At 73.8% G+C, this 24,613-nt stretch carries 22 protein-coding genes; 10 read left to right on the forward strand and 12 right to left on the reverse strand.

Going from position 1 to position 24,613, the window contains the following annotated elements:
• Positions 1–5: 5 nt before the first annotated feature.
• The 3 genes from CLT75_RS23835 to mobA form a co-directional block, all read right to left on the reverse strand.
• Complete coding sequence (locus tag CLT75_RS23835) at positions 6–1,133, reverse strand: T3SS (YopN, CesT) and YbjN peptide-binding chaperone 1 (protein WP_135242550.1); 1,128 nt, start codon at positions 1,131–1,133, stop codon at positions 6–8.
• Positions 1,134–1,198: 65 nt separating this feature from the next.
• The gene (locus CLT75_RS23840; RefSeq protein WP_013289326.1) at positions 1,199–1,456 is read right to left on the reverse strand and encodes a DUF6457 domain-containing protein; all 258 of its coding nucleotides are present in this window, start codon (positions 1,454–1,456) and stop codon (positions 1,199–1,201) included.
• Positions 1,453–2,172: an NTP transferase domain-containing protein gene (gene mobA / locus CLT75_RS23845; RefSeq protein WP_135242551.1), complete on the reverse strand. Its 720-nt coding sequence runs from the start codon at positions 2,170–2,172 to the stop codon at positions 1,453–1,455. The genes CLT75_RS23840 and mobA overlap by 4 nt, the downstream gene beginning before the upstream one ends.
• A gap of 291 nt (positions 2,173–2,463) precedes the next feature.
• Here mobA and fdhD point away from each other — a divergent pair, with 291 nt between their 5' ends.
• Complete coding sequence (gene fdhD, locus CLT75_RS23850; protein WP_135242552.1) at positions 2,464–3,318, forward strand: formate dehydrogenase accessory sulfurtransferase FdhD; 855 nt, start codon at positions 2,464–2,466, stop codon at positions 3,316–3,318.
• A 46-nt stretch (positions 3,319–3,364) separates the two neighbouring features.
• Here the strand turns inward: fdhD and CLT75_RS23855 are convergent, their stop codons facing one another.
• Positions 3,365–4,645, reverse strand: a complete 1,281-nt coding sequence (locus tag CLT75_RS23855) for a DUF4192 domain-containing protein (protein WP_135242553.1) — start codon at positions 4,643–4,645, stop codon at positions 3,365–3,367.
• 152 nt (positions 4,646–4,797) lie between these two features.
• Here CLT75_RS23855 and CLT75_RS23860 point away from each other — a divergent pair, with 152 nt between their 5' ends.
• From CLT75_RS23860 to CLT75_RS23880, 5 genes are all read left to right on the forward strand, one after another.
• Positions 4,798–5,712: a fructosamine kinase family protein gene (locus tag CLT75_RS23860; RefSeq protein ID WP_135242554.1), complete on the forward strand. Its 915-nt coding sequence runs from the start codon at positions 4,798–4,800 to the stop codon at positions 5,710–5,712.
• Positions 5,709–6,725, forward strand: a complete 1,017-nt coding sequence (gene moaA / locus CLT75_RS23865) for a GTP 3',8-cyclase MoaA (RefSeq protein ID WP_135242555.1) — start codon at positions 5,709–5,711, stop codon at positions 6,723–6,725. Before CLT75_RS23860 ends, moaA begins: the two co-directional genes overlap by 4 nt.
• Before the next feature lie 2 nt (positions 6,726–6,727).
• Positions 6,728–6,973 (forward strand): MoaD/ThiS family protein, encoded by a 246-nt coding sequence (locus CLT75_RS23870; RefSeq protein ID WP_135242556.1) that lies wholly within the window; start codon positions 6,728–6,730, stop codon positions 6,971–6,973.
• A gap of 20 nt (positions 6,974–6,993) precedes the next feature.
• The gene (locus CLT75_RS23875) at positions 6,994–8,256 is read left to right on the forward strand and encodes a metallophosphoesterase (protein WP_167796952.1); all 1,263 of its coding nucleotides are present in this window, start codon (positions 6,994–6,996) and stop codon (positions 8,254–8,256) included.
• A gap of 94 nt (positions 8,257–8,350) precedes the next feature.
• Complete coding sequence (locus CLT75_RS23880) at positions 8,351–11,536, forward strand: UvrD-helicase domain-containing protein (RefSeq protein ID WP_135242558.1); 3,186 nt, start codon at positions 8,351–8,353, stop codon at positions 11,534–11,536.
• Positions 11,537–11,546: 10 nt separating this feature from the next.
• Here the strand turns inward: CLT75_RS23880 and CLT75_RS23885 are convergent, their stop codons facing one another.
• On the reverse strand, positions 11,547–12,179 hold the full coding sequence (locus CLT75_RS23885; RefSeq protein WP_135242559.1) for a prepilin peptidase: 633 nt from the start codon (positions 12,177–12,179) through the stop codon (positions 11,547–11,549).
• An 11-nt stretch (positions 12,180–12,190) separates the two neighbouring features.
• On the reverse strand, positions 12,191–13,198 hold the full coding sequence (locus tag CLT75_RS23890) for an EamA family transporter (protein WP_486485260.1): 1,008 nt from the start codon (positions 13,196–13,198) through the stop codon (positions 12,191–12,193).
• Positions 13,199–13,283: 85 nt separating this feature from the next.
• Here CLT75_RS23890 and CLT75_RS23895 point away from each other — a divergent pair, with 85 nt between their 5' ends.
• Positions 13,284–14,114, forward strand: a complete 831-nt coding sequence (locus tag CLT75_RS23895; protein WP_135242560.1) for an LppU/SCO3897 family protein — start codon at positions 13,284–13,286, stop codon at positions 14,112–14,114.
• A gap of 143 nt (positions 14,115–14,257) precedes the next feature.
• Positions 14,258–15,493 (forward strand): ATP-binding protein, encoded by a 1,236-nt coding sequence (locus CLT75_RS23900; protein WP_030269512.1) that lies wholly within the window; start codon positions 14,258–14,260, stop codon positions 15,491–15,493.
• A 4-nt stretch (positions 15,494–15,497) separates the two neighbouring features.
• Here the strand turns inward: CLT75_RS23900 and CLT75_RS23905 are convergent, their stop codons facing one another.
• Entirely contained in the window at positions 15,498–16,043 is a 546-nt protein-coding gene (locus CLT75_RS23905) for a GNAT family N-acetyltransferase (protein WP_135242561.1), read from the reverse strand.
• Positions 16,044–16,178: 135 nt separating this feature from the next.
• On the opposite strand from CLT75_RS23905, the gene CLT75_RS23910 reads away from it, so the two are divergent.
• On the forward strand, positions 16,179–16,724 hold the full coding sequence (locus CLT75_RS23910; RefSeq protein ID WP_135242562.1) for a DoxX family protein: 546 nt from the start codon (positions 16,179–16,181) through the stop codon (positions 16,722–16,724).
• 205 nt (positions 16,725–16,929) lie between these two features.
• A complete protein-coding gene (locus CLT75_RS23915; RefSeq protein WP_135242563.1) occupies positions 16,930–18,354 on the forward strand; it encodes a glycosyltransferase 87 family protein in 1,425 nt (474 codons plus the stop codon).
• An 11-nt stretch (positions 18,355–18,365) separates the two neighbouring features.
• Here CLT75_RS23915 and CLT75_RS23920 read toward each other — a convergent pair whose 3' ends face one another.
• The 5 genes from CLT75_RS23920 to CLT75_RS23940 form a co-directional block, all read right to left on the reverse strand.
• Positions 18,366–18,791: a molybdenum cofactor biosynthesis protein MoaE gene (locus CLT75_RS23920; RefSeq protein WP_486485365.1), complete on the reverse strand. Its 426-nt coding sequence runs from the start codon at positions 18,789–18,791 to the stop codon at positions 18,366–18,368.
• Between the two features lie 35 nt (positions 18,792–18,826).
• Positions 18,827–20,086 (reverse strand): molybdopterin molybdotransferase MoeA, encoded by a 1,260-nt coding sequence (locus tag CLT75_RS23925; protein WP_135242565.1) that lies wholly within the window; start codon positions 20,084–20,086, stop codon positions 18,827–18,829.
• 37 nt (positions 20,087–20,123) lie between these two features.
• Positions 20,124–20,594 carry a MogA/MoaB family molybdenum cofactor biosynthesis protein gene (locus tag CLT75_RS23930; protein ID WP_135242566.1) on the reverse strand — a complete coding sequence of 157 codons (471 nt, stop codon included), beginning with the start codon at positions 20,592–20,594 and terminating at the stop codon, positions 20,124–20,126.
• Positions 20,591–21,082, reverse strand: coding sequence for a cyclic pyranopterin monophosphate synthase MoaC (moaC, locus tag CLT75_RS23935; protein ID WP_013289345.1), 492 nt, complete (start codon positions 21,080–21,082; stop codon positions 20,591–20,593). Before moaC ends, CLT75_RS23930 begins: the two co-directional genes overlap by 4 nt.
• 235 nt (positions 21,083–21,317) lie before the next feature.
• Positions 21,318–24,383: an AfsR/SARP family transcriptional regulator gene (locus CLT75_RS23940; RefSeq protein ID WP_486485261.1), complete on the reverse strand. Its 3,066-nt coding sequence runs from the start codon at positions 24,381–24,383 to the stop codon at positions 21,318–21,320.
• Positions 24,384–24,613: the final 230 nt, after the last annotated feature.

Below are 24,613 nucleotides of genomic sequence, written 5' to 3' on the forward strand. Positions count from 1 at the left end.
CGCGCTCAGAGATACATGCCGGTGCGGTGCTCCTCGGCCCGGGCCGGCTTGTCGCCCTCACCGAAGAAGCGCTTGCCGCCGAACTCGCCGTGCAGGCGATCGTCCAGCTCGTCGGCCAGACCGGTCATCACCTGCACCGCAAGCATCAGGTGGGTGGCCTGGAAGTTGCGGCCGAACACCGGGATCGAGGCCCACACCGTGTCGTCGGCGCAGTACAGCCGGCCGATCGGCATCCGGTTGGTCAGCTCGGAGAGCTTCACGTACAGGCGCTCGGTCGGCTCGACCTCGGTCAGCACCGGCGAGAAGACGTCCACGAGCGGCGGGTTGTCGCGCACCCGGACGAAGACCATGGCCGAGCCGGCCCGGATGTTGATGTCGCCGTCGGAGTCGACCTGGAGCTGGTCGGACGCGGACTTCAGCATCGTCGACACGACGGTGCGGACCCGCTCCTCCAGGGCCAGCACGTCGTTCTCGCCGGACTGCGCGGCCGCCGCCGCGGCCAGCGCCTCGTCCAGGTCGGCCTCGACGTCGCGGTCCGGGCCGAACTCGCTGCGCGCGGTACCGAGCGGCTCCACGGGCAGCGCGTCGCCCTCGGCGTCGTGCACCAGGTAGACGAGGAAGGCCGGGTGCGGTGCGCCGTAGACGTCACGCAGCGTCCGGGACAGCACGGCGGCCAGCCGGGTCGCCTCGTCGGTGCCGCAGTCCAGCCCGAACTGCTCACCGGAACCCGGCACCACACCCGGCGGCGACCAGCCGAGCGCCACCATGTCGGCCACCGCCGCCCGGTCCAGCCGGTAGCCCTGCGGCAGCGTGGCGTTCCCGACCGCGCGGGCCGAGAGACGGCCCTCCTCGCCCGCGTCCACGCTCACCGAGTAGACGGCGTCGCCGGTGCCCGAGGCGGTCGGGTCGAGCGTGACCTCCAGGTGCCCGCCGGAGGGCAGCCCGCGCAGCCGGTCGGCGAGCGCCCGGGCGAACTCGCGCCAGGCCTCGGTGACCTTGGCGCGCAGATCAGCAGTGGTCGGCTCGTCGAGCAGGATCGACTCGTGGTGCTCCGGCGCGCTGCCGGTGGCGTGGTGCTCCGGCGCGCCGCCGGCAGGCTCGTCGACCGGCTCCGAGGGGTGGTCTGCCGTCATGATCGCCTCCGTCCGTTCCCGCCACCCTACCCAGGCGCGAAGGGGACCGAATCCCGCGCGAGGCGCTAATCCTCAGGTGTGGAACCACCCAGGTCCACCGGCCAGGAACCGGCCAGCGCACTGAGCCGCTCGGCCGCCGCGGCCGGGTCCGCGCCGCGCCCCACCGCCAGCCCCAGCAGGTACGCGGTGACCGGCGCACCCGGCCGGACCACCTGGTGGGCCACGTCCCGGGCCACGTCCAGCACCGTCGGCACGGGCACCCCCGCCGGGTCCAGGTCCAGCTCGGCGCAGACCGCCGTGACCCAGTCGTCCAGCACCGTCATCTCGTCCACTCCTCCGCCCGGCGTACGTCCTCGTCAGTGTCGCAGTCGAACCACGGCGGCGGCCCCGAGCCGGACCAGGACACCTCGCGTACGGCGACGTCGGTCAGCAGCCCGCGTACCGGCGCGCCGTCGAGCGAGCCGCCCCGCGTCGCGGCGAGCCGGTCGAGGGCGGCCCGCAGGGCCGGTACCCGCCAGAGGGCGCAGAGGTGCTGGCGTCGGCCGTCCCCGTCCACGTAGCAGGCGAGCGCGGCGGACCGACCGTCCAGCGTCTCCCGCCAGGCGGCGGGTGCTTCTTTCAGCCCGGCGGTGGCAGGTGCGTCTTCCGGCCCGGCGGCTGCGGCGGAGAGCGCGGGCGGCGGGTCGTTGCGGGAGTGACAGGCGGCGAGCGCGCCTCGCAGCTCGGCCACCGCTGCGGTGGTGAGTAGCGGCAGGTCGGCGGCGAGCACTGCGACTGTCGTCGTACCGGGGTCGAGCAACGCCAACCCGGCTGCCGTGGCGGCCACCGGACCACCCCCGGGCGGCTCTTCCCGGGCCGTCCGGACTCCCCTGGGCAGCGGGCCGGACGAGCCGACCACGATCCGCTGGTCCGCGTCAGCCACCGCGTCCAGCACCCGGTGCAGCATCGGCCGGCCGCCTACTGCCCGGGCCGGCTTGTCCACCCCGCCCATCCGCCGGGCCGCGCCACCGGCGAGCACGATCGCCGCATACCCCGTCACCGGCTCACAGTAGCCACAGCCACGTCGCCGCATCCCGGCTCGGGCCTCTGCCCGGCGTTGTTGGCGGTTTTCCGACGTTGATCGACTGCTTTCCGCCGAAGTGGTGGCATCCAGGGCCCTCCGACACCGCCACTTCGGCGAACTGGTGTCGATCATCGGGCCTGGGGCCCGGCCAGGGCTGGCCGGGGGGGGCCGAGGGCCGGGCGGGCCGGGGGCCGGGGGCCGGGCGGGTGAGGGCGGGAAGACCTGGGGCGACGTGCGGGCGGCGGGGCGCCCGGGGAGGATGGCGGCATGGGACGGGCGACGGATCGGCGTGGTGTGCTGCGGATCGACCTCGACGCGGCCGGGGACGGCCGGGGGCGGGTCCGACGGCAGGACACCCTGGCCGTGGAGGAGCCGCTGGAGATCCGCGTCGGCGCGGCCGGACCGAATCGACGCCGGCCGCTGGCGGTGACGATGCGTACGCCGGGCGACGATCTGGACCTGGCGATCGGCTTCCTGCTCACCGAAGGGCTGATCCGGTCGGCGGAGGATGTGCACACCGCGCAGCTCTGCGCCGGGGCGGAGACCCCGAACACGTACAACGTGGTCGACGTGGTGCTCTCGCCCGGTGTGCCGGAGCCCGTCACCGACCCGTCGCGCAACTTCTACACCACCAGCTCGTGCGGCGTGTGCGGCAAGGCGAGCATCGACTCGGTGCGCACCCGCTCGCAGTTCGCGGTGCGGGACGACCCGCTGGTGGTCACCGCCGACCTGCTGGCCGGGCTGCCGGACCGGCTGCGCGCCGCGCAGCGCGCCTTCGACCGCACCGGCGGCCTGCACGCCGCCGGCCTCTTCACCCCCGACGGGGAACTTGTCGTGCTCCGCGAGGACGTCGGGCGGCACAACGCGGTGGACAAGGTGCTCGGCTGGGCCACCCGGGAAGGGCGCCTGCCGCTGGCCGGGCACGCGCTGCTGGTCTCCGGACGGGCCAGCTTCGAACTGACCCAGAAGGCATGGATGGCGGGCGTACCGCTGCTCGCGGCGGTGTCCGCGCCGAGCACGCTCGCGGTCGAGCTGGCCGAGGAGGCCGGGATGACGCTGGTCGGCTTCCTGCGCGGACCGACCATGAACGTCTACACCGGGGCAGCGCGCGTCGGCGGTTGACGGCACGGCGTCGCGGACGTGGTCGGCCCGGCGAGCGGGTGGGCGCTCACCCGCGTGGCCGGCGTCGGCGGCGCCGCAGCACCGCGCCGTCGTTGGAACCGCCCCGGCCGTCCAGCGCGGACGGGGCGACGCCGCGCCGGAGCGCCTCGTCGAGCAGCACCGCGAGCGAGTAGCCGGGGTGGGCGGACAACACCCGTTCCAGGGCGACAGCGGCCAGTGCCCCGTGCCCAGAGCGCCAGGCGGCGAACGCGAGCAGGCAGCCCGGCGCGGCGATCAGGTCCGGCTCGGCGCGTCGCAACACGTCCGTCCAGAGGCTGATGTCCTCGTCCCGGCCGTCGGTGCGCGACCAGGCATGGTCGCGCACCGCGATGTGGGTGAGGAGCACTGTCAGCCAGGCCACCTCGTCGTCGTCCAGCCGCTCGCCGCGCCGCTGCCGGCGGAACGCAGCGCGCACAGCAGCCGTGCCCGCCGTCCGCACGGCACGCGGCTTCCCACCCGACCCGGCACCGCCCTCCGCGACCGGCAACCGCCCGTCCGACCCGGGACCGCCGGCCGAGACCAGCGGCTCCCCGCCCAGCCCGGGACCGTCCGCCGGGACCAGCGGCTCCCCGCTCAGCCCGGGACCGTCGGCCGAAACCGGGACGGCCCCGCCCGGCCCGGGACCGTCGGCCGGAACCGGGGACTCCGCGTGCGGCCCGGAGCCGCCGGCCGGTGCGCCACTGACCGGGTTCCCCGCCGACGATGAGGACTCCCGTCCGGTGAGCGCGTCCAGGCGGAGACGGGCCCGAGCGGTGGCCCGGCGCATGGCGAGCCGGACCGGCCCGTCGAGCGGGGACACCTGTGCCGCGAGCGCGGCCCGGTCCGGCAGCGCGACCTGACCGGCGAACACGGCAGCCGCGCTGACCTGGCTGGCGGCCGGGTCGTACGGGGTGCCCTCGGGTGGGCAGCAGGACGGCTCGGCGCACAGGTACGACCACCAGCGCCCGTCGGTGACCCGCAGGGCGTCGAGCACCACCAGCCCGGTGGCGGTCAGCGCGTCGCCGATCGCGTCCACGATCCCCGTCACCCGGGCGGCCGGACCGTAGCCGACGACCGTGGCGGCGTCGGCGTCCTGCCGGGCCACCACCTGCGCCAGGTGCCGGGCCGCCGGGCCGGGGTCGGTGCCCGGTGCGGGCAGGTCGCCTCGGGCGGCGAAGACGACGCGCCGGCCGCGTACCGCGACCACCACGACGCTGTCGGCGGGATGGAAGCCGAGCAGGTAGGGCACGGCCGCGACCATGTCGGCCGGCGAGCGGACGGAGAGGCGTGCTGGCTCGGTGGAGTTCATGCCGGGAGCGTGGGCGGTGGAGTGCCACCGCGTCCGCCCCTGTGGACGACACGCGGTCCGTCCACAGATACGGAGCGTATCGGTCCAGCTCAGCGGCGATCGGCGGCGTCTCTCGGCACACGGATGTCCGGGGTACCGGCTACCTTGCGCACATGGACCTGGCGTACCTGCGGGCACACCCGGAGCACCTGCCGACTTTCCTGACCCACCAGCGGATCCGGGAGACGCCGGTCTCCGGTGGTGACATCTGCGCCGCCTCCCGGCTCACGCTGGACGACGGGCACTCGGTGTTCGCCAAGACGTGGCCGGAACGGGCGACGCGTCCGCTGCCGGAGGGCTTCTTCGCCGCCGAGGCGGCCGGCCTGCGCTGGCTGCGCGAGGCCGGCTCGGTGCCCGTACCGGATGTGCTCGTCGCGTTGCCCGGCCTGCTGGCGCTCGACTGGGTGGAGCCCGGCGAGCCGACGCCGGAGGCCGCGGAGGCGTTCGGCCGCGACCTGGCCGGGCTGCACCGCGCCGGGGCGCCCGCGTTCGGCGCGGACTGGCAGGGGTTCATCGGCGCGCTGCCGCAGGACAACACGCCCGACCCCGGTCCCTGGCCGGACTGGTTCGCCCGGCGCCGCCTCCTGCCCTACCTGCGTATGTCCGTCGACGGTGGCGCGATCGACGGCGCCGGGGCCGCGCTCGTCGAGCAGGTCGTCGACCGGATCGGCGAGTTCGGTGGTGACGAGTCGCCGGCCCGGCTGCACGGCGATCTCTGGCCGGGCAATCTGCTCTGGGGCGCCGACGACCGGGTGTGGCTGGTCGACCCGGCCGCGCACGGCGGCCACCGCGAGACCGACCTGGCGCAGCTCGCGCTGTTCGGCGGCCCGCCGCACCTGGACCGGATCATGGCGGCCTACCGGGAGGCGTGGCCGCTCGCCGACGGATGGCGGGAGCGGGTGCCGCTGCACCAGTTGCATCTGCTGCTCGTGCACACCGCGATCTTCGGCGCGACGTACGCGGACGCCGTCGGTTCCACCGCCCGTGCCGCCCTCCGCGGGCTCGACCGCGCTACGGTCGACCGATGAGCACCCCCCGGACGACGACCGACGGCGTCCTCGCCGACCGGTACGGCCGTGTCGCCCGGGACCTGCGGGTCTCGCTCACCGACAAGTGCAACCTGCGCTGCACCTACTGCATGCCGGCCGAGGGCCTGCCCTGGCTGTCCGGTCCGCAACTGCTCAGCGACGACGAGATCGTCCGGCTGGTGGGTGTCGCGGTGACCCGGCTCGGCATCACCGAGGTGCGCTTCACCGGCGGTGAGCCGCTCATCCGGCCCGGCCTGCCCGGCATCGTGGCGGCGGTCGCCGCGCTCGCGCCCCGGCCGCGCATCTCGCTGACCACGAACGGCATCGGCCTGGCCCGGATGGCGTCCGCGCTGCGCGCGGCCGGTCTGGACCGGGTCAACGTCTCGCTCGACACGCTCGACCGGGACCGGTTCACCGCGCTGACCCGCCGCGACCGGCTCGCCGACGTGCTCGCCGGGCTGGCCGGCGCGGCTGAAGCCGGGCTGACCCCCGTGAAGATCAACTCGGTGCTGATGCGGGGCACGAACGACGACGAGGCGCCCGCACTGCTCCGGTTCGCCCTCGCGCACGGCTACGAGCTGCGGTTCATCGAGCAGATGCCGCTCGACGCCCAGCACGGCTGGGACCGCTCGACCATGGTCACCGCCGACGAGATCCTGGCCTCCCTGCACGCCGCGTTCGCGCTGACGCCGGACCCGTCCGAGCGGGGCGCGGCACCGGCGGAGACGTGGCTGGTGGACGGCGGGCCGGCCCGGGTCGGGGTGATCGCCAGCGTGACCCGGCCGTTCTGCGGCGACTGCGACCGCACCCGGCTCACCGCCGACGGCCAGGTGCGCAACTGCCTGTTCGCCACCGAGGAGTCGGACCTGCGCGGCGCGTTGCGCGCCGGCGCGGACGACGAGGAGCTGGCCCGGCGCTGGCGGTCCGCGATGTGGGCCAAGCGGGCCGGGCACGGCATCGACGACCCCACGTTCCTCCAGCCCGCACGCTCGATGTCGGCGATCGGAGGCTGAGGGTGGAGCTCACAGTCCGCTATTTCGCCGGTGCCCGCGCGGCCGCCGGACGACCCGAGGAGACCGCATCCGCAGGCGTGTCCCTGGACGAACTCCTCGATGACCTGGCCGCCCGGCACGGCGAACGCCTCGCGGTGGTGCTGAAGGCGGCGAGTTTCCTGGTCGACGGCGTGGCCTGTCATGATCGACGGGCACTGTTGCCGGCCGGGGTGACGGTGGACGTGCTGCCGCCCTTCGCGGGCGGCTGAGGGGGGCACACGTGCTGGCCATGGCGACATTCCTGGGCTTCGTCGTGCTCGTGATCGGCCTGATCCACTTCTACCTGTGGAAGCGGCTGGTCCGGGACACCACGCGCCCCGGGCGGTGGCGCCGAGCAGGTGGCGTGGCGATCGCGGCGCTGGCGGTGCTCGTACCGGTGACCATGGCCGGCACCCGCAACGGCTGGTACTGGCTGGCCTGGCCCGGCTACCTCTGGGTCGCGCTCATGTTCTACCTGCTGGTGCTGCTGCTGGTGCTGGAGGTGCCGACCGCTGTGGTCCGGCTCGTGCTGCGTCGCCGGGCCCGCGCGGCGGTCGCCGCCGACCCGGAGCCGGAGCCCGCGCTCGTCGGCGCCGCGACCGCGGAGGGTGCTTCACCGCCGCCTGTCGACAGCACCGACGCGCCGCCCGCCGGCACTGACGCGCCGGACCACGACCCCTCACGGCGGCTGCTGCTCGCGCGCGGGGCGGCGATCTTCGCCGGGCTCACCGCCGCCGGCGTTACCGGGTACGGGGTGCGCACCGCGATGGGTCCGCCGCAGCTCGACCGGGTGCAGATCCCGCTGGCGAAGCTGCCCCGGAGCATGGACGGCCTGCGTATCGCCACCGTCTCGGACATCCACCTCGGGCCGCTGCGCGGCCGGGCGCACACCGAGCGGATCGTCGCGATGATCAACCGGATGGACGCCGACCTGGTCGCGGTGGTCGGTGACCTGGTCGACGGCACGGTGGCCGAGCTGGGTGAGGCCGCCGAACCGCTGCGCGACCTGCGGTCCCGGTACGGCAGCTTCTTCGTCACCGGCAACCACGAGTACTACTCGGGCGTGGAGGAGTGGGTCCGCGAGGTGGACCGGCTCGGCCTGCGCGTGCTCCAGAACGAGCGGCAGGAGATCCAGGCCCGGGGCGGTGTGCTGGACCTGGCCGGGGTGAACGACGTGAGCGCCGCCGGCACCGGGGTGGCCGCGCCCGCCGACTACACCGCCGCCCTCGGCGACCGCGACCCGAGCCGGCCGGTGGTGCTGCTGGCGCACCAGCCGGTGGCCGCGCAGGAGGCGGCGAAGTTCGGCGTCGACCTCCAGCTCTCCGGGCACACGCACGGCGGCCAGATGGTGCCGTTCAACCTGGCGGTGAAGCTCGAACAGCCGGTGGTCTCCGGTCTCGGCGAGGTCGACGGCACGAAGGTCTACGTCACGAACGGCGCCGGCTTCTGGGGCCCGCCGGTGCGGGTGGGCGCGCCTCCCCAGGTGACGCTCGTCGAGCTGCGCGCTCAATAGCGTGCATGGGCCGCCGAGTCCAGCACCGCATTGCTCAGGTCACCCGTACGCGTGGCGACGGGCGGGCGGGGGACCGGACGTGACAGGATGCGGCGTGCCTCCGTTCAGCGCCGCACCCCCCGGTGGCCTCCCGCCGTACGTCGCGGATCTGCACATCCACTCGAAGTACTCCCGCGCGTGCAGCCGCGACCTGACCCTGCCGAACCTGGCCTGGTGGGCCCGGCGCAAGGGCATCGGCGTGCTCGGCACCGGCGACTTCACCCATCCCGCCTGGTACGACCACCTGCGGGAGACGCTGCACCCGGCCGAGCCGGGCCTGTACCGGCTCTCGCCCGAGGCGGAGCGGGACGTCGCCCGGCGGCTGCCGCCCCGGCTCGCAAGCGAGGCGGAGGCCGACCCGGTCCGGTTCATGCTGAGCGTGGAGATCTCCACGATCTACAAGCGCGACGACCGGACGCGCAAGGTGCACCACCTGATCTACCTGCCGGACCTGGACGCGGTGGCCCGGTTCAACACCGCGCTGGGCCGGATCGGCAACCTCGGCTCAGACGGCCGGCCGATCCTCGGGCTGGACTCCCGCGACCTGCTGGAGATCACGCTGGAGGCGAGCCCGGACGGCTACCTGGTGCCCGCGCACATCTGGACGCCCTGGTTCTCCGCGCTCGGCTCGAAGTCCGGCTTCGACGCGATCGCCGACTGCTACGCCGACCTGGCCGAGCACATCTTCGCGGTGGAGACCGGCCTGTCGTCCGACCCGGAGATGAACTGGCGGGTCGGCAGCCTGGACCGCTACCAGCTGGTGTCGAACTCGGACGCGCACTCGCCGCCCGCGCTGGCCCGGGAGGCGACGGTCCTGACCGCCGCCCGCGACTACTTCGCGATCCGCGAGGCGCTGCGGACCGGCGACGGGCTCGCGGGCACCGTCGAGTTCTTCCCGGAGGAGGGCAAGTACCACGCCGACGGTCACCGCCTGTGCGGCGTGAACTGGTCGCCGGAGCGGACCCGCGAGGCGGGCGGACGCTGCCCGGAGTGCGGCAAGCCGCTGACTGTGGGCGTACTCAGCCGGGTCGAGGAGCTGGCGGACCGCCCGGCGGGGCATCGTCCGGCGCACGCGCGCGAGGTGACGCATCTGGTGCCGCTGGCCGAGATCCTGGGCGAGCTGAACCGGGTCGGCGCGCGGTCGAAGAAGGTCGAGGGCAAGCTCAACGAGCTGATCGCCGCGCTCGGCCCGGAGCTGGAGATCCTGACGCGTACCCCGATCGAGGAGATCGGCCGGGTCGGCGGCGAGCTGCTCGCGGAGGGCATCGGCCGGCTGCGGCGCGGCGACGTGCGCCGGGTGCCGGGCTACGACGGGGAGTACGGCGCGATCACGCTGTTCGACCCGGCGGAACTGGGTGCTGCGGGTGGCCGGGCCGGGCAGGAGACGCTGTTCGACGTACCCGTGCCCGCGCAGCGGCGGCCGGCGGAGTCGGCGCCGAAGCCGAAGGCCAAGCGTCCGGCGGCGGCCCGGCCGGAGCCCAAGCGCACGCCGCCACCAGCGCCCCCGATCGCGCCGCCGCCGTCTCCGCACGAGCCGTTCGAGCCGATGCTCGCCGGGATGGAGGAGGTCGGCACCGGTCTGCTGGATCGGCTGGACGCGATGCAGCGGGTGGCCGCGTCGGCGCCGGGTGGCCCGCTGCTGATCGTGGCCGGTCCGGGTACCGGCAAGACCCGCACGCTCACCCACCGGATCGCGTACCTGTGCGCCGAGCTGAACGTCTTCCCCGACCAGTGCCTGGCGATCACGTTCACCCGGCGGGCGGCCGAGGAGCTGCGGCACCGGCTGGACGGGCTGCTCGGCCCGGTCGCCGAGGACGTCACCGTCGGCACGTTCCACTCGCTCGGCCTGACCGTGCTGCGGGAGAACGCGGCGGCGGCCGGGCTGCCGGCGGACTTCCGGATCGCCGACGACGCGGACCGGTCGGCGGCGCGCGCCGAGGCCGGTGACGACGACGAGCGGTACGTGGCACTGCTGCGCAAGCGGGACCTGGTCGACCTGGACGAGCTGCTGACGCTGCCGGTGGCCCTGCTGAAGGGTGACCGGAAGCTGGTCCGGGAGTACCGCGAGCGGTGGAAGTGGATCTTCGTCGACGAGTACCAGGACGTCGACGCGGTGCAGTACGAGCTGCTGCGGCTGCTCAGCCCGCCGGACGGGAACCTGTGCGCGATCGGCGACCCGGATCAGGCGATCTACTCGTTCCGGGGCGCCGACGTGGGCTACTTCCTGCGCTTCTCGCAGGACTTCACCGACGCCCGGCTGGTCCGGCTGAACCGCAACTACCGCTCCTCCGCGCCGATCCTGGCCGCCGCCGTGCAGGCCATCGCGCCGTCCTCGCTGGTACGCGGCCGTCGTCTCGACCCGGCCCGGCTCGACCCGGAGGCGCCGCTCGTCGGCCGGTACGCGGCGAGTTCCGCCTACGACGAGGCCGACTTCGTGGCCCGCACCGTGGACGAGCTGGTCGGCGGCCTGTCCCACCGCTCGCTCGACTCGGGGCGGATCGACGGGCGGACGACCTCGCTGTCCTTCTCCGACATCGCGGTGCTGTACCGCACCGACGCGCAGGCCGCGCCGATCGTGGACGCGCTGGCCCGGGCGAACATCCCGGTGCAGAAGCGCTCGCACGACCGGCTGCGCGACCGGCCGGGTGTGCCGGCGATCGCCCGCGAGCTGCGCCACGCCGGTCTGGACGGTTCGCTCGCCGCCCGGGTACGCCAGGCCGGGCAGATCCTGGCCGAGCGCTTCGCCGTGCCCACGCTGGACGGCTCCGGCGCGGTACGCCCCGAGGACGTCCGCACGGCGGTGGACCTGCTCACCCCGCTGGCCCGGCGCTGCGGCGACGACCTGGACCTGTTCCTCAACCAGCTCGCCACCGGCGCGGAGGTGGACGCGCTGGACCCGCGCGCCGAGGCGGTCACGCTGCTCACGCTGCACGCCGCGAAGGGCCTGGAGTTCCCGGTGGTGTTCCTGGTCGGCGCCGAGGACGGCCTGCTGCCGCTGCGCTGGCCCGGCTCCGAGCCGGACGACGACGCGGTGGCCGAGGAGCGGCGGCTGTTCTTCGTCGGGCTGACCCGGGCGCAGGACCGGCTCTACGTCAGCCACGCGGGCCGGCGCGCCCGGCACGGCGCGGAACGCGACACCCGCCCGTCGCCGTTCCTCGGCGTGATCGACCCGGCGCTGTTCGAACGCCTGGACGCGACCGAACCCCGCCGCCCGAAGGACCACCAGCTCCGGTTGATCTAATCGGCGCGCGTCAGCCGAGGACGGCGGCGAGCCACGCGCCGCCGAGCAGCGCCGGGCCGAACGGCACCGGCGTGTCCCGGCGTACCCGGCCGGCGGCGAGCAGGACCAGCACCGTGACTCCGGCGAGCACGTGCGGCAGGAGCAGCCCGAGGCGCAGTGCCGGCCAGCCGAGCCAGCCCAGCGGCAGTCCGAGCGCGGCGGCGAGCTTCACGTCGCCGAAGCCGAGCCGGGCGCGGGGCAGCAGGGCCAGCAGCGCGTACCCGATGAAGGAGAGCGCGCCCCCGGCCACCGCGACGGCCAGGCGGCGCGGTTCGCCGGTCGCCGCCGTCGCAGCGGTGAGGCCGAGCCCGCCACCGAGCGCGACCACGCCGACGAGCGGATCGGGCAGCCGTAGCGCGGTCAGGTCGGTGACCGTGAGGACCAGCCCGGTGGCGGCGACCAGCAGCAGCGCGGGCAGCACCGGGTCGGCGCCCCTGGTGGCGAGCCCGCCGAACACCACGGCGCCGACGAGCGCGAGGACGCCCCGGCCCGGCGCGTGCCGTCCGGCGATCCGGCCGGCGCAGAACGCCCGGCCGACCGGAACCGCCGCCCACCCGGCCGCCGCACCCAGCAGCGCGATCCCCGTCACCAGCAGCGCCGACACGGGCCGGGACGCTACCGCCCGGCGGGCTCCCCGGCCGTCCCGTCGACGGGGGGTGGCGGGGACCGGCGGGGTCGCTCGGTGCTCACCACCACCGCCACGCCGACCACGATGACCGCGCCGCCCATCAGCACCTGCGAGGTGATCGGTTCGGCGACGAACAACGCGCCGAGCGCCACCGCGACCACCGGATTCACGTACGCGTACGTGGAGACCAGGGAGATCGGCGCGTGCGCGAGCAGCCAGACGTACGCGGTGAAGGCGACCAGCGAACCGGCCACCATCAGGTAGGCCATCGCCGCCCAGGACCGCCCGGTCACGTCCGCGAAGGAGAAGCCGCGCAGCTCGCCCCGGGCCACGCCGACGAGCGCGAGCACCGCCGCGCCCGCGACCATCTCGTAGACGGTGGCCACGAACGGGTCGGCGGGCATCAGGATCTTCCCGGACAGGTACGAGCCGACCGACCAGCTCGCCGCCGCGGCGACCACGGTCAGCGCGCCCGCCACCGGCACGCCGTCGACCCCGTCGCGGGGCAGCACGAGCAGGACCAGGCCGGCGAAGCCGAGCGCCACCCCGAGGAACGTCCAGGGTCGCGGCCGGTCCCCGCCCGCCGTCCGCAGCAGCACCACGAGCAGCGGCACGGTGGCGACGAGCAGCGCCGCCACACCGGACGGTACGGCGGTCCCGGGCGGGCCGGACTCGGCGAGCACCACCAGACCGTTGCCGCCTGCGAGCAGCAGCACACCGATCAGCGCGGCGGAACCGACGCGGCGCGCGGGCACCCGCAACGCGCCGGGTCCACGTCGCAGGCGCAGCACGACGGCGAGCACCACCGCGGCGGCGGCGAACCGCATGGCCGCGGAGATCAGTGGCGGCAGGGACTCGACGGCTACCCGGATGCCCAGGTATGTCGAGCCCCAGAGCAGGTAGACCAGCACGAGTGCGGTCCAGATCAGGGCGGTGCGGGCCGGCGGCGTCGCGGAATCGACAACGTTCGTCGCACTCGTGGGGCGTGAGCTCATCGTGGGACCACGCTACGGTGACCACGGCGTCGGCGTCCCCAGTTGGTGGCCGGCCTCTCAGCACTGGCGTACGCAGGAGGCGTTCATGTCGAACTTCGGTCCACCGGGCGGCGGCTCTCCCGACCCCTGGGGACGGCCCGACGACGGCTACGCCCCGCAGCCCGATCCCCGCTACGCCCCGCAGGGCGATCCGCGTTACGCCCCGGAGCCGGATCCGCGGTACGGCCCGCCGGGCGCGCGGCCGTACGGCCCGCCCGCCGACCAGTACGGGCCGCCCATCCAGCAGCACGCGCCCGCCGACCGGTACGGCCCGCCGGCCGATCAGTACGGGCCGCCGACGCAGCGCTTCGAGCCGGGCCCGGCCTGGCCCCCGCAGCAGGGCCACCCGGGTGACCCCTATGCCGGGCCGCAGTACGGGGGTGGTCAGCCGCCGTACGCCGAGCCGACGCCGCCGAAGCGCGGGAAGGGCCCGCTGCTGGTGGTGGTGATCGTGCTGGCCGTGCTGCTGCTGGGCGGCGCCGGGGCGTACTGGATGCTGGGCCGGGACGAGCAGAAGCCGACCGGCGGCACGACAGCGGCCACTCCGCCGGCTGCGGATCCGACAGGCGAGGCCGCGCCGCCGAGCGAGCCGGCCGACACGACGCCCACGACGGCGGCCCCGGCCTCGTCGACCGATCCGCGTTTCGTCAAGGCGGGCCAGTGCGTCGCCAACGAGGGTGGCGGCGGCCAGCCGAAGCTGGTGATCGCCGACTGCGCCCCGAAGACGTACGAGGTGCTGCGCCGCATCGACGGCGCGACGAGCGGCAAGAAGGACGCGGAGGCGAAGTGCGGGAAGGTGGCCGGTTACACCGACTGGTACTTCTTCGACAGTGAGCTTGACACGCTCGACTTCGTGCTCTGCCTGAAGCGCCGCTGACCCTGCGCGCCTGTCGGTAACCAAAACTAGGGCTGTCTAGCGTGGATGCTAGACAGCCCTAGTTTTGCATCGAGGCCGACACGCGGTAGCCGCCTCTACGCGCATCTAGCCTGGCCGCTAGAGAACCCGATACTGTGCGATTCGTGGATCCGGTCCGCAACCCGTACGCACCGGGCGCCGGCCAGCGCCCGCCCGAACTCGCCGGGCGGGGGCGGGAACTGGACGTCTTCGACGTGGTGCTGGAACGGATCGCCCGCGGTCGCCCCGAACGCAGCCTGATGCTCACGGGCCTGCGGGGAGTCGGCAAGACGGTCCTGCTCAACACGCTGCGCTCCGAGGCGATCAACCACCTCTGGGGCACCGGCAAGATCGAGGCCCGGCCGGACCAGTCGCTGCGCCGCCCGATCGCCGCCGCGCTGCACATGGCGGTCCGCGAACTCGCGCCCCGGCACCGCGCACCGGACCGGATCGACGCGTTCCTCGGCGTCCTCAAGGCGTTCGCGCAACGCTCCACCCCCACCGGGCGGGCCGGCGCGGCACCCAAGCTGCGCGACCGCTGGCAGCCCGGCATCGACGTACCGGCGAGCAGTGGCCGCGCCGACTCCGGCGACATCGAGATCGACCTGGTCGAACTGCTCAGCGACGCGGCGGCGGTCGCCACCGACGTCGGCACCGGCATCGCGATCTTCATCGACGAGATGCAGGACGTCGGCGCCGAGGACGTCTCCGCGCTCTGCGCCGCCTGCCACGAGCTGTCCCAGCTCGGCGCGCCGCTCATCGTCGTGGGCGCGGGCCTGCCGCACCTGCCGGCCGTGCTCAGCGCCGCCAAGTCGTACTCCGAGCGGCTCTACCGCTACCAGCGCATCGACCGGCTCGACCGGATCGCCGCCGACCAGGCGCTCTGCGCGCCGGCTGAGCGGGAGGAGGTCGAGTACGAGCAGAAGGCCCTCGACCTGCTCTACGAGAAGTCCGGTGGTTATCCCTACTTCGTCCAGGCGTACGGCAAGGCCACCTGGGACCACGCGCCCCGCTCCCCGATCACCGCGGCGGACGTCCGGGTCGCCGCGCCCGAGGCGGAGGCCGAACTGGCGGTGGGGTTCTTCGGCTCCCGGTTCGAGCGGGCCACGCCTGCCGAGCGCGAGTACATGCGCGCGATGGCCACGCTGGCGCTGGTGGACGGCGAGGAGGGCGGCCGGGACGACATGGACGCGGCGGTGCCGACCGCAGAGATCGCCCGCGCGCTCGGCCGCAAACCGGCCAGCCTGTCCCCGGCGCGTGACGCGCTGATCAAGAAGGGGCTGATCTACTCCGGCGAGCGGGGAACCGTGGCGTTCACCGTGCCGCACTTCGGCCGCTACCTGCGTACCCAGCCCGCCTGACGGCTCAGACCCGCGACCACGGCGGCGGGAAGACCACCTCGCCGGCCGGCGGTGGCGGCTCGCCGCTCACCGACGGCGGCAGCACCAGCGCCTGCCACGGCTCCCCCAGCCCGGACCAGGGGCTGGTCAGGCCCAGCCGGTCCGCCGGACCGAACCCGAACCGCCGGTAGTAGGCCGGGTCGCCCAGCACCACCACCAGCCGTTCACCCAGCTCGGTCGCGGCATCGAGCGCCGCCTGCACCGCCGCCGTGCCGTGCCCCAGCCGCTGCCGGTGCCGCGCCACCGCCACCGGCCCCAGGGCCAGCGCCGGCCAGGTGCCGCGTTCGGTGCGCACGCCGACACGCGTGAGCAGCGCGTACGCCACCACCTCGCCGCCGTACTCGGCGACCATGGCCAGCTCCGGAATCCACGCCGGGCTGTGCCGCAGCTCCTCGACCAGGCCGACCTCCGGTGGGGTGGCCACGTCGGGGCGGGCGAAGGCGGCGGCCAGCACCCGGGCCACCGGCGCCTCGTCGGCGGGGCCCTCGGGGCGCAGTCGCAGCGTCGTCACCCGCGCGACCTTACCGAACGCGACCGGTCCATCCGCGACGGTCGCTGAAATCGATACCGTTCGGACGTCCACGTCGGCCGATACCTTTCGTGTGTTGCGGGGATGACGACGCCCCCGACGGGGTAAGACTGAGCCATGAAGCCCGTGCGCTCCCTCGCCCGAGTCATGTTGAGCGGCATCTTCGTGGTCAGCGGCGCCCGCAACCTGCGCAACCCGGAACGCCTGGTGCAGGCCGCGGAACCGGTCACCGGGAAGGTCGCCCCGCTGATCCAGAACGTGCACCCCCGCATCCCCACCGACACGGTTTCGCTGATCCGGGCCAACGCCGCCACCCAGCTCGTCGGCGGCCTGATGCTCGCCACCGGCCGGTTCACCCGTCCGGCCGCGCTGGTGCTCGCGGGCACGCTGATCCCGACCACCGCCGCCGGGCACGCCTTCTGGAACAACGACGACCCGGCCGCCCGCAACAACAACCAGATCCACTTCCTGAAGAACCTCGGCCTGCTCGGCGGCCTCCTCCTCGCCGCCGCCGACACCGAGGGCAAGCCGGGCCTGCGCTGGCGCGCCGGCCACCGGATCGACCACTCGCGCCGGTCGGTCACACGCGCGGTCCGCACGGCGCGCCGCGAGGCGAAGATCGCCGTACGCTCCGCGGCGACCGCCCGCCGCATGCCCGGCTGACCAGCGTTCGTACGGCCTACCACCCCCCGCAAGGCCACCAATCACCTGAACCGTCCGAGACCCGTTAACGCGGTGGAAATGTCAAAAACACGTGTGGGATCGGACACGGTCGCGTAACGCGGGAGGCAGCAACGTGAGGCGCCGTTCTAGGCTCCGTTCTGGACCTGGACGGGTACGACGACCTTGGTACGGGGGTGGCCACGCCATGCCGGCGACAGTCGGTAGACGGACCAACCGCCTCGCCCCGACCTCCCGCGTCGACCGCCGGATCGTCGTGCGTCTCGGCGTCGTCGCCGCCGTGTCGTACGCCGCGTGGCTCGCCATCGGCGCTTTCGGACGGCCGTACAACTTCTTCGACATGAAGATCTACCACGGCGCGGTGCTGTGGTGGGCCGGCGGCAACGAGCTGTACGACTTCGTCGCGCCGTCGACCACGCTGGGCTTCACCTACCCGCCGTTCGCCGCGATGGTCATGCTGCCGATGACCTGGCTACCGGTGGACGGCGCCGGCTTCGTCAACGCGCTCGCCAGCATCGGCGCGCTCACCGTCGTCCTCGCCGCACTGCTACGCCCCATCGTGGACCGCCTCGGCTGGCCGCTCTGGTTCACGGTCGGCATCGCCACCCCGCTCGCCGTCGCCATCGAGCCGTCCCGGGAGACGCTCGGCTACGGGCAGGTCAACCTGCTGCTGTTCGCGCTGATCATGGCGGACTTGGTGGGCCTGCGCTGGCGGGCCAAGCGGGGCACCCACTACGAGACGGCCGACTCGCCGCTGGCCCGGTTCGTCTACAGCGGCGCCTGGGCCGGTGTGGGCATCGGCCTCGCCACGGCGGTCAAGCTCACCCCGGCGCTGTTCGTGGCGTACCTGATGCTCACCCGGCAGTGGCGGGCCGCGCTCACCGCTGTGGGCACCACGATCGGCGTGACCATCGCGACGTTCGGCGTGCTCGGTGAGGAGTCCCGCGCGTACTTCACCGGCGTGCTCTGGCAGACCGAGCGGGTCGGCGCGGCGGACATGACAGCCAACCAGTCCCTCGCCGGTCTGCTGGCGCGGCTCTACGACTCGATCGAGACGCCCGGCCTGCTCTGGCTGGCGTTCTCGGTGCTGATCCTGGCGCTGGGCCTGTCCCGTGCGATGAGCGCCCGCGCCGACGGCGACGAGCTGACCGCGTTCACGCTGGTCGGGCTCACCGCCAACGTGATCAGCCCGATCTCCTGGTCGCACCACCTGATCTGGGTCATCCCGTCGATCATCGTCCTGGCCGACGCCGCGGTACGCCGCCGCGAAGCCAGTCGCGGCCTGCCCCTGCGCGGCACCGGCGGCCCCTCGGCAAACGGCGTGCCGGCGCTGCGCCCACCGATCTGGTACCCGACGTTGACCGGCCTGCGCCACGGCGTCGGCGCGCTCGGGCTCTACCTGCTGTTCCTGATCTCACCGATCTGGCCGTACGAGCACCAGCTCCCCGAGGTGTCCCACTATCAGGACGGCCTGTTCGGCGCGCTGATGGAGAACTCCCTGGCCATCGCGCTGATCGTGCTCGTCGCGGCGCTGCCGTGGCGTCCCGGCGCCGAGCCGGCGTTCTACCACGAGCGGCTGGGCCGCACCGCCGCGCTCGCCGGCCGGCGCTGAGCCGGCCCGGTTCAAGGGCAGTTCACCCACTCCTCGGTGCCGTCGTCGAAGACCTGCCGCTTCCAGATCGGCAGCCGCGCCTTCACCTCGTCGACCAGCCGGGCGCAGGCGGCGAACGCGGCCGCCCGGTGCGCCGTGCTGACCGCCGCCACCAGTGCCACGTCCCCGATCTCCAGCGGGCCGATCCGGTGCGACACCGCCACCGCGTACACCTGCGGGTCGGCCGCGATCTCGGCCGCCACCTCGCGCAGCACCGCCTCCGCGGTGGGGTGGCCCTCGTACTCCAGCCGGGTGACCGCCCGTCCGTGGTCGTGGTCGCGGACCACGCCCTGGAAGGACACCACCGCGCCGGCCCGGCGGTCGGCGACCGTTTTCTCGTGTTCGGCCAGGTCGAGCGGCCGGTCGGTCACCGCGCCGAGCACCACGCCTGCTTCCACTGTCACGACGTCTCCCGTCGGCTCGTTCGTCGCGCTCACCCGAACCGCTCCCCGGGGGTCAACGGCAGCGGCACCAGCGGCACCCGGTCGCCGGCCGCGCCGCTGGTGCCGGGCCGGATCACCGCGAACCCGTCCGCGCCGGCCAGCCCGCGCAGCATCGCCGAGCCGACGTGCCGCACCGGGTACGCGGTGCCGGCGACGCGGTCCCAGCGGGCCAGCGCCAGATGCGTGTAGTCGCCGCGCCCGGGAATCGGCTCGGCCAGTGTCACGTGCGGCAGCACCGGCATCTGCCGGCCGGTGAGACCGGCGAGCAGGGGCGCGACGAGCGACACCAGCGCCACCACCGCCGACTGCGGGTTGCCGGGCAGGCCGGCCACGAACCGCACCCGCCCGTCGCCGTCCACCAGCCGGGCCAGCAGCATCGGGAAGCCCGGACGCACCGCCACGGTGTTCACCACGTAGTCGGCGCCCAGCGCCTCCAGCGTCGGATGCAGGTGGTCGACCGGGCCGTGCATGGTGCCGCCGGTCGTGCAGACCAGGTCGGCGTTGGCGAGCGCGCCCCGCAGCGCCGCCACGTGCGCGGGCAGCGTGTCGGCGACCGGACCGACCACGTCGGCGGCGCGCACCTGGCAGCCGTAGCGGCGCAGCCAGGCCGGCACCGACGGGCCGAGCGCGTCACGGACCCGGCCCGCGCCGGGCGGACCCGAGGTGAGCAGTTCGTCGCCGAAGACCAGCAGCGCGGCCCGGGGTGGGCGGCGGACCCGCAGCGTGTCGTGCCCGCAGGAGGCGGCCAGGCCGATCACCGCCGGGTCCACCGGCGTGCCGGCGGGCAGCAGCTCCTCCCCGAGGGACGCCTCCTCGCCCGGCTCCCGCCACTCCGGCGCCGGGCGGGGCGTGCCGGCCACCAGGCCGTCCGCCGCCCGCGTCGACTCCTCGATCCGCAGGATCGCCGTCGTGCCCTCGGGGACCATCGCGCCGGTGGCGATCTCCACCGTGCTGCCGTCCGCCTCCAACGGGGGTGCGGTCTGCCCGGCGAGCACCCGCCCGACGACTCGCCACGGCCCCGCGCCGCGTACCGCCCAGCCGTCCACGCTGGAGGTGGGGAACGCGGGCAGGTCGGTACGCGTGGTCAGCGACTCGGCCAGGGTGTGCCCGTCGGCCTCAGCCAGCGGACGGGCGACCGCGGGGAGCGCGGCGGACAGGCCCACCGCGTACACCCGGGAGCGGGCCTCCTCCCACCCGGCCGGTGGTGGCGTGCCCGCCTCGGCCACGGCGGCTTCGGTTTCCGTGCTCATCCGGCGAGCCTAACGCCGGGGCACGTGCCTCGCGGGTTCAGTGGTCGCCGCCGCGAAGCTGGTCGACGGCGTGCCGCAGGATCGGCCCGAGCACGGCCAGACCGTCCCGGGCGCCGCCGCGTGAACCGGGCAGGTTGACCACGAGCGTCCGGCCGGCCACCCCGGCGAGGCCCCGGGACAGCGCCGCCGTCGGCACGGTGTCGCGGCTGTGCGCGCGGATCGCCTCGGCGATGCCGGGAATCTCGTAGTCGAGCAGCGCGCGGGTCACGTCGGGCGTGCGGTCGGTCGGGGTGATGCCGGTGCCGCCGCTGGTCAGCACCACGTCGACGCCGTCGGCGCGGGCGGCGCGCAGCGCGTCGCCGACCGGTTCGCCGTCCGGCACCACCACCGGCTCGTCGACCTCGCACCCCAGCTCCCGCAGCCCGGTCACGAGCACTGGGCCGCTGGTGTCCTCGTAGACCCCGGCGGCGGCCCGGTTCGACGCCACGATCACCCGGGCCCGGATCACGGCCGGTCCTCCGGCCGGACCCACTCGCCGGTCTTGCCGCCCTCCTTGCGGAGCACCCGGACGGCGTCCACCGACGCGGCCGGGTCGACCGCCTTGACCATGTCGACAAGGGCCAGCCCGGCGACCGCCACCGCGGTCAGCGCCTCCATCTCCACGCCCGTGCGGTCGGCGGTCTTCGCGGTGGCGGTGATCTCCACCGTGTCGGCGGTGAGGTCGAGGTCGACTGTGACGCCGTGCAGCGCGATCGGGTGGCAGAGCGGGATCAGGTCGGGGGTGCGCTTGGCGCCCATGATGCCGGCGAGCCGGCCGACGGCGAGCGCGTCGCCCTTGGGCAGGCCGTCGCGGCGCAGCAACTCCACCACCTCGGCGGTGGTGCGGAGGCGGCCGGCGGCGACCGCGAGCCGGCCCGAGACCGGCTTGGCGGAGACGTCGACCATCCGGGCCGCACCGGCCGGGTCGACGTGGGTGAGCTGCGCGGGTTCGGTCACGGCCCGACCCTATCCGCCGGGTACGACGCCGTGGGTGCTCCGGCCGGCGGCGGGGAGGAGCGTCGTGTCGGGTGCCGGTGCACGACGCCCCTCCCTCACCTGCCCACCGCCGATTCGCTGGGGGGAACTGACGGTGGGGGCCTCGTTCGGCCGGGTCCGCTCTGGCGGTGAACCCTCCCCGTGGCCGATGCCCGGGACGCTAACGAACGCCGCGATAAGAAATCGATAAGCCGGTTCAGGCAGGCGTCTCGGCGAGCTGCCGGCGCAGGTCGTGGCGCTCCGGCGCACCCATCCGCTCGAAGATCGCCAACGCGCGCTGCCGGTAGCGGTCCGCTTCGGCGGCGTCCGTTCCGGCCAGATGACCGGCCAGGGCACTCAGGGCGCGTCCCTGCTCGTAGGGATGCGCGATGCGGCTGGCCAGGCCGAGGGCTTCACGGTGCGCGGAGACGGCCTGGTCGACGTGTCCGGCCGCGGCCAGTGTCAGGCCGAGGTCGTTCGACGCTGCCGCCTGCACATGCCGGTCACCCGAGTCCCTCGCCAGGTCGAGAGCCAGTTCGTGCTGGCTTCGTGCCTCTGCGAGCCGGCCCAGATGCCGGTACGCGATACCGAGTTCGTTGCGAGCCTCCGCCTCACCGAACCGGTGCCCGTTCTGCTCGCGGAGCCGGAGTGATGCCACGATCAGACGGGCCGCCTTGCGGTGGTTTCCGAGGCGGTTCTCCACCGAGGCGATGTGACCGAGCGCGTTGGACATGTGAAACCAGTTGCCCTGGCACCGAGCCAGGAAGAGGTGCTGCCGGTGGGCGCGGAGCGCTTCGGGATACCGCCCGACGGCGATCAGCGCGTACCCGAGGTTGGGCAGGGCCACGATCGGGTCGACCGCGCCCCGCGTGTCCTCCCGGAGCAACTGCCGTCCCAGACTCACCGACTGCTCGGAGCTTCCCGTGAGCCAGTGGACCACCACGAGGTTCGCCCGGTAACGGTGCTCGTTGCGCCGGTCGTGCAGGTCGCGGGAGATGGACACCGCCACCTCGAGGTGACGCAGCGAGTCCAGGTAGCTGCCGGTCCGGGTGTACGCGGACGCCAGGTAGTTGTGCATGACCGCCTGTGCCGCGCGGTCACCGCTGCGCTCGGCAGCGGTCAGGCCCGTCTGGTGGGTGGCGACGATGTCACCGAAGTACCCCCGCATGTAGCAGAACCGCCACATGGCCCGTGCCAGGCGCCAGGCGTATCCCGAGTGCCCCTCTTCCTGGAGGGCGAATTTGATCAGCGCGATGAGGTTGAGCCGCTCCTGCTCCAACCATTCGATGTCCGAGTTGTCGGTCTCGTTGATCAGGTCGGCGCGGAGCGGCGCCTTCAGGCGCAGGTGGGTAGCCAGTACCTGCTGGTCCAGGGAGCTTGCCCGGACCGCCACCTGGTGCAGGACGTGGTCGAGCAGGCGGTTGCCCGCCTCGTGGCGCTGCGCGGGATCCGTCGACTCACGGAAGAGTTCGGCCGAGTACTGACGCATCAGATCGTGCATCCGGTAGCGCCCCGGAGCGACCTCCTCGATCAGGTGCTGGTCGAGGAGGTCGTCCAGCATCCGTTCCGTCCGGTCGAGCGGGAGAGCGGCGAGAGCGGCGGCCATGCGCGCGTCGAAGGAGTCGCCCGGGTGCAGGCCGATCAGCCGGAACAGCCATTTCGCGGGTTCGCTCAGGTGCTCGTACGAGGCCGAGAAGGCGCCGGCGACGGTCTGCTGCTCCACCGCCAACTGCCGCAGCACGGTGCCTCCGGCCTCCAGCCGCCGAGCCAGGTCGGCGACCCGCCAGGCCGGCCGGTGGGCCAACCATCCGCCGGCCAGCCGGACGGCCAGCGGCAGATGGCCGCAGCGGCGAGCCACCTCCGTCGCGGCATCCGGTTCCTTGCTGATCCGCTCCGTACCGGCGGTCCGTGCCAGGAGTTCCACCGCCTCGTCGGAGGTCATCACGGGAAGCGAGACGGGCGGACCGATGTCGGCCACCGACAGCCGCCGACGACTGGTCACCAGCACCGCCGACCCTGAACCGACGGGCAGGAGCGGACGCACCTGCTGCCCGTCGGCCGCGTTGTCCAGCACGAGGACGACGCGGCGGCCCCGCAGCTCGCGCTGCCACAACTCGGCCCGTTCCTCGTGATCACTGGGAATCCGGCCGGCCGGTACCTCCAGTTGGCGAAGCAGCACAGTGAGGGCATCGCCCGGCTCGGCCGGGGCTCCCTCGGTGTGCCCCCGCAGATCGATGAAGAGCTGCCCGTCCGGGTACCGGTCGCTGAGCAGGTGCCCCAGGTGAAGCGCGAAGAGGGTCTTGCCGCTGCCCGCCATACCGTCGATCACACGTACGGTCGGCGCTCCGGCACTCGACGCTCCGATCTCCGCCAGCATTCGCTCGACGAGTTCTCGCCGGCCGATGAAATCAGCGGTACTCCGCGGAAGGTGGCGAGGGTGCACCCGCCGTGCGCTCGAGGTGACCACACCTCCCCGCTCAGGACCGCCCTTCCTGGCGGCGGACGGCGAGTGCCCCGCGGTCCGGCCCAGTAACGACCTCCGCAGACTGAGCAGTTCGGTTCCCGGCTCCACGCCGAGTTGCCGGATGAGAATCGACTCGGCCCGTTGGATGACGGCGAGCGCACCGCCCGCGTCCCCGTCCGCCTTCAGCGCACTGGCCAGCAGCGCATGCGCCTGCTCCCGGTAGGGATGGCTGTTCACGTGGTCGGTGAGTAGCGCGATGGCCGCTCTGGTGCGGCCGAGTGCGACATCGAGCCGGGCACGAAGCTCGATCGCCGCCAGCCGCTGCTCCTCCAGTGCCGCCCGGCGCGCCGTCAGAACCGGCCCCACCCGCAGTCCGGCCACCAGAGGACCGCGCCACAGACGTTCGCCTTGGCCGAGCAACTCGTCAACACGTTCGTGCTGCCCGTCCGACCAGGCCGACGCCGCCTCACCGGTCAGGTGCTCGAAACGACGCACGTCCACCCGCTCGTCGTCCACATCCAGGCGATAGCCGCCGGAGAGCCGAACCAGGTTCGGGCCGTGGTGTCGATCGAACGTCCGCCGAAGGTTGCCCACGTACGTCCGTACGTTCGCCAAGGCGGAGCGGGGTGGGTCGTCGGGCCACAGTTCGTCGACGAGCGTGTCGACGGTGACCAGCTGGCCGCCGTGCAGCACCAGAACCGCCAGCGCCGTCTGCTGCTTGGGCGTGCCGAGCGGTAGTGGGGCCGGTCCCTGCCGCACCTCCGGCACACCCAGCAGCCGGATATCCACCAACTGTTCCCCCCGCGCGGCGCGCGCCAATCGAAATTACTCGCACCCGTGTGGACTATACGAAATGCAGACTTACGGAAGATAGCACTCGATTCACCACAGGAGTTCCGATGCCGGAGAGCAACGGCGCTTTTTCTGTGAGTTGTCGTGGCGGATGTTACGGAAGGACGAAACCGAACGGCTAGAGACACCCGGTGATGAGGGCTCGATAATCCCACTTGAAAGCGCGCGCTGAATATGCGTTCAGTCTCCAGCCAAAG

The organism is Micromonospora sp. CNZ285, assembly GCF_004637285.1.

What these genes read in the sequence shown, in the direction of transcription:
- CLT75_RS23835 (WP_135242550.1), bottom strand. Translation starts at nt 1,133, where the DNA reads ATGACGGCAGACCACCCCTCGGAGCCGGTCGACGAGCCTGCCGGCGGC.
- CLT75_RS23840 (WP_013289326.1), bottom strand. Translation starts at nt 1,456, where the DNA reads ATGACGGTGCTGGACGACTGGGTCACGGCGGTCTGCGCCGAGCTGGAC.
- fdhD (WP_135242552.1), top strand. Translation starts at nt 2,464, where the DNA reads ATGGGACGGGCGACGGATCGGCGTGGTGTGCTGCGGATCGACCTCGAC.
- CLT75_RS23855 (WP_135242553.1), bottom strand. Translation starts at nt 4,645, where the DNA reads ATGAACTCCACCGAGCCAGCACGCCTCTCCGTCCGCTCGCCGGCCGAC.
- CLT75_RS23860 (WP_135242554.1), top strand. Translation starts at nt 4,798, where the DNA reads ATGGACCTGGCGTACCTGCGGGCACACCCGGAGCACCTGCCGACTTTC.
- moaA (WP_135242555.1), top strand. Translation starts at nt 5,709, where the DNA reads ATGAGCACCCCCCGGACGACGACCGACGGCGTCCTCGCCGACCGGTAC.
- CLT75_RS23875 (WP_167796952.1), top strand. Translation starts at nt 6,994, where the DNA reads ATGGCGACATTCCTGGGCTTCGTCGTGCTCGTGATCGGCCTGATCCAC.
- CLT75_RS23890 (WP_486485260.1), bottom strand. Translation starts at nt 13,198, where the DNA reads ATGAGCTCACGCCCCACGAGTGCGACGAACGTTGTCGATTCCGCGACG.
- CLT75_RS23895 (WP_135242560.1), top strand. Translation starts at nt 13,284, where the DNA reads ATGTCGAACTTCGGTCCACCGGGCGGCGGCTCTCCCGACCCCTGGGGA.
- CLT75_RS23910 (WP_135242562.1), top strand. Translation starts at nt 16,179, where the DNA reads ATGAAGCCCGTGCGCTCCCTCGCCCGAGTCATGTTGAGCGGCATCTTC.
- CLT75_RS23915 (WP_135242563.1), top strand. Translation starts at nt 16,930, where the DNA reads ATGCCGGCGACAGTCGGTAGACGGACCAACCGCCTCGCCCCGACCTCC.
- CLT75_RS23925 (WP_135242565.1), bottom strand. Translation starts at nt 20,086, where the DNA reads ATGAGCACGGAAACCGAAGCCGCCGTGGCCGAGGCGGGCACGCCACCA.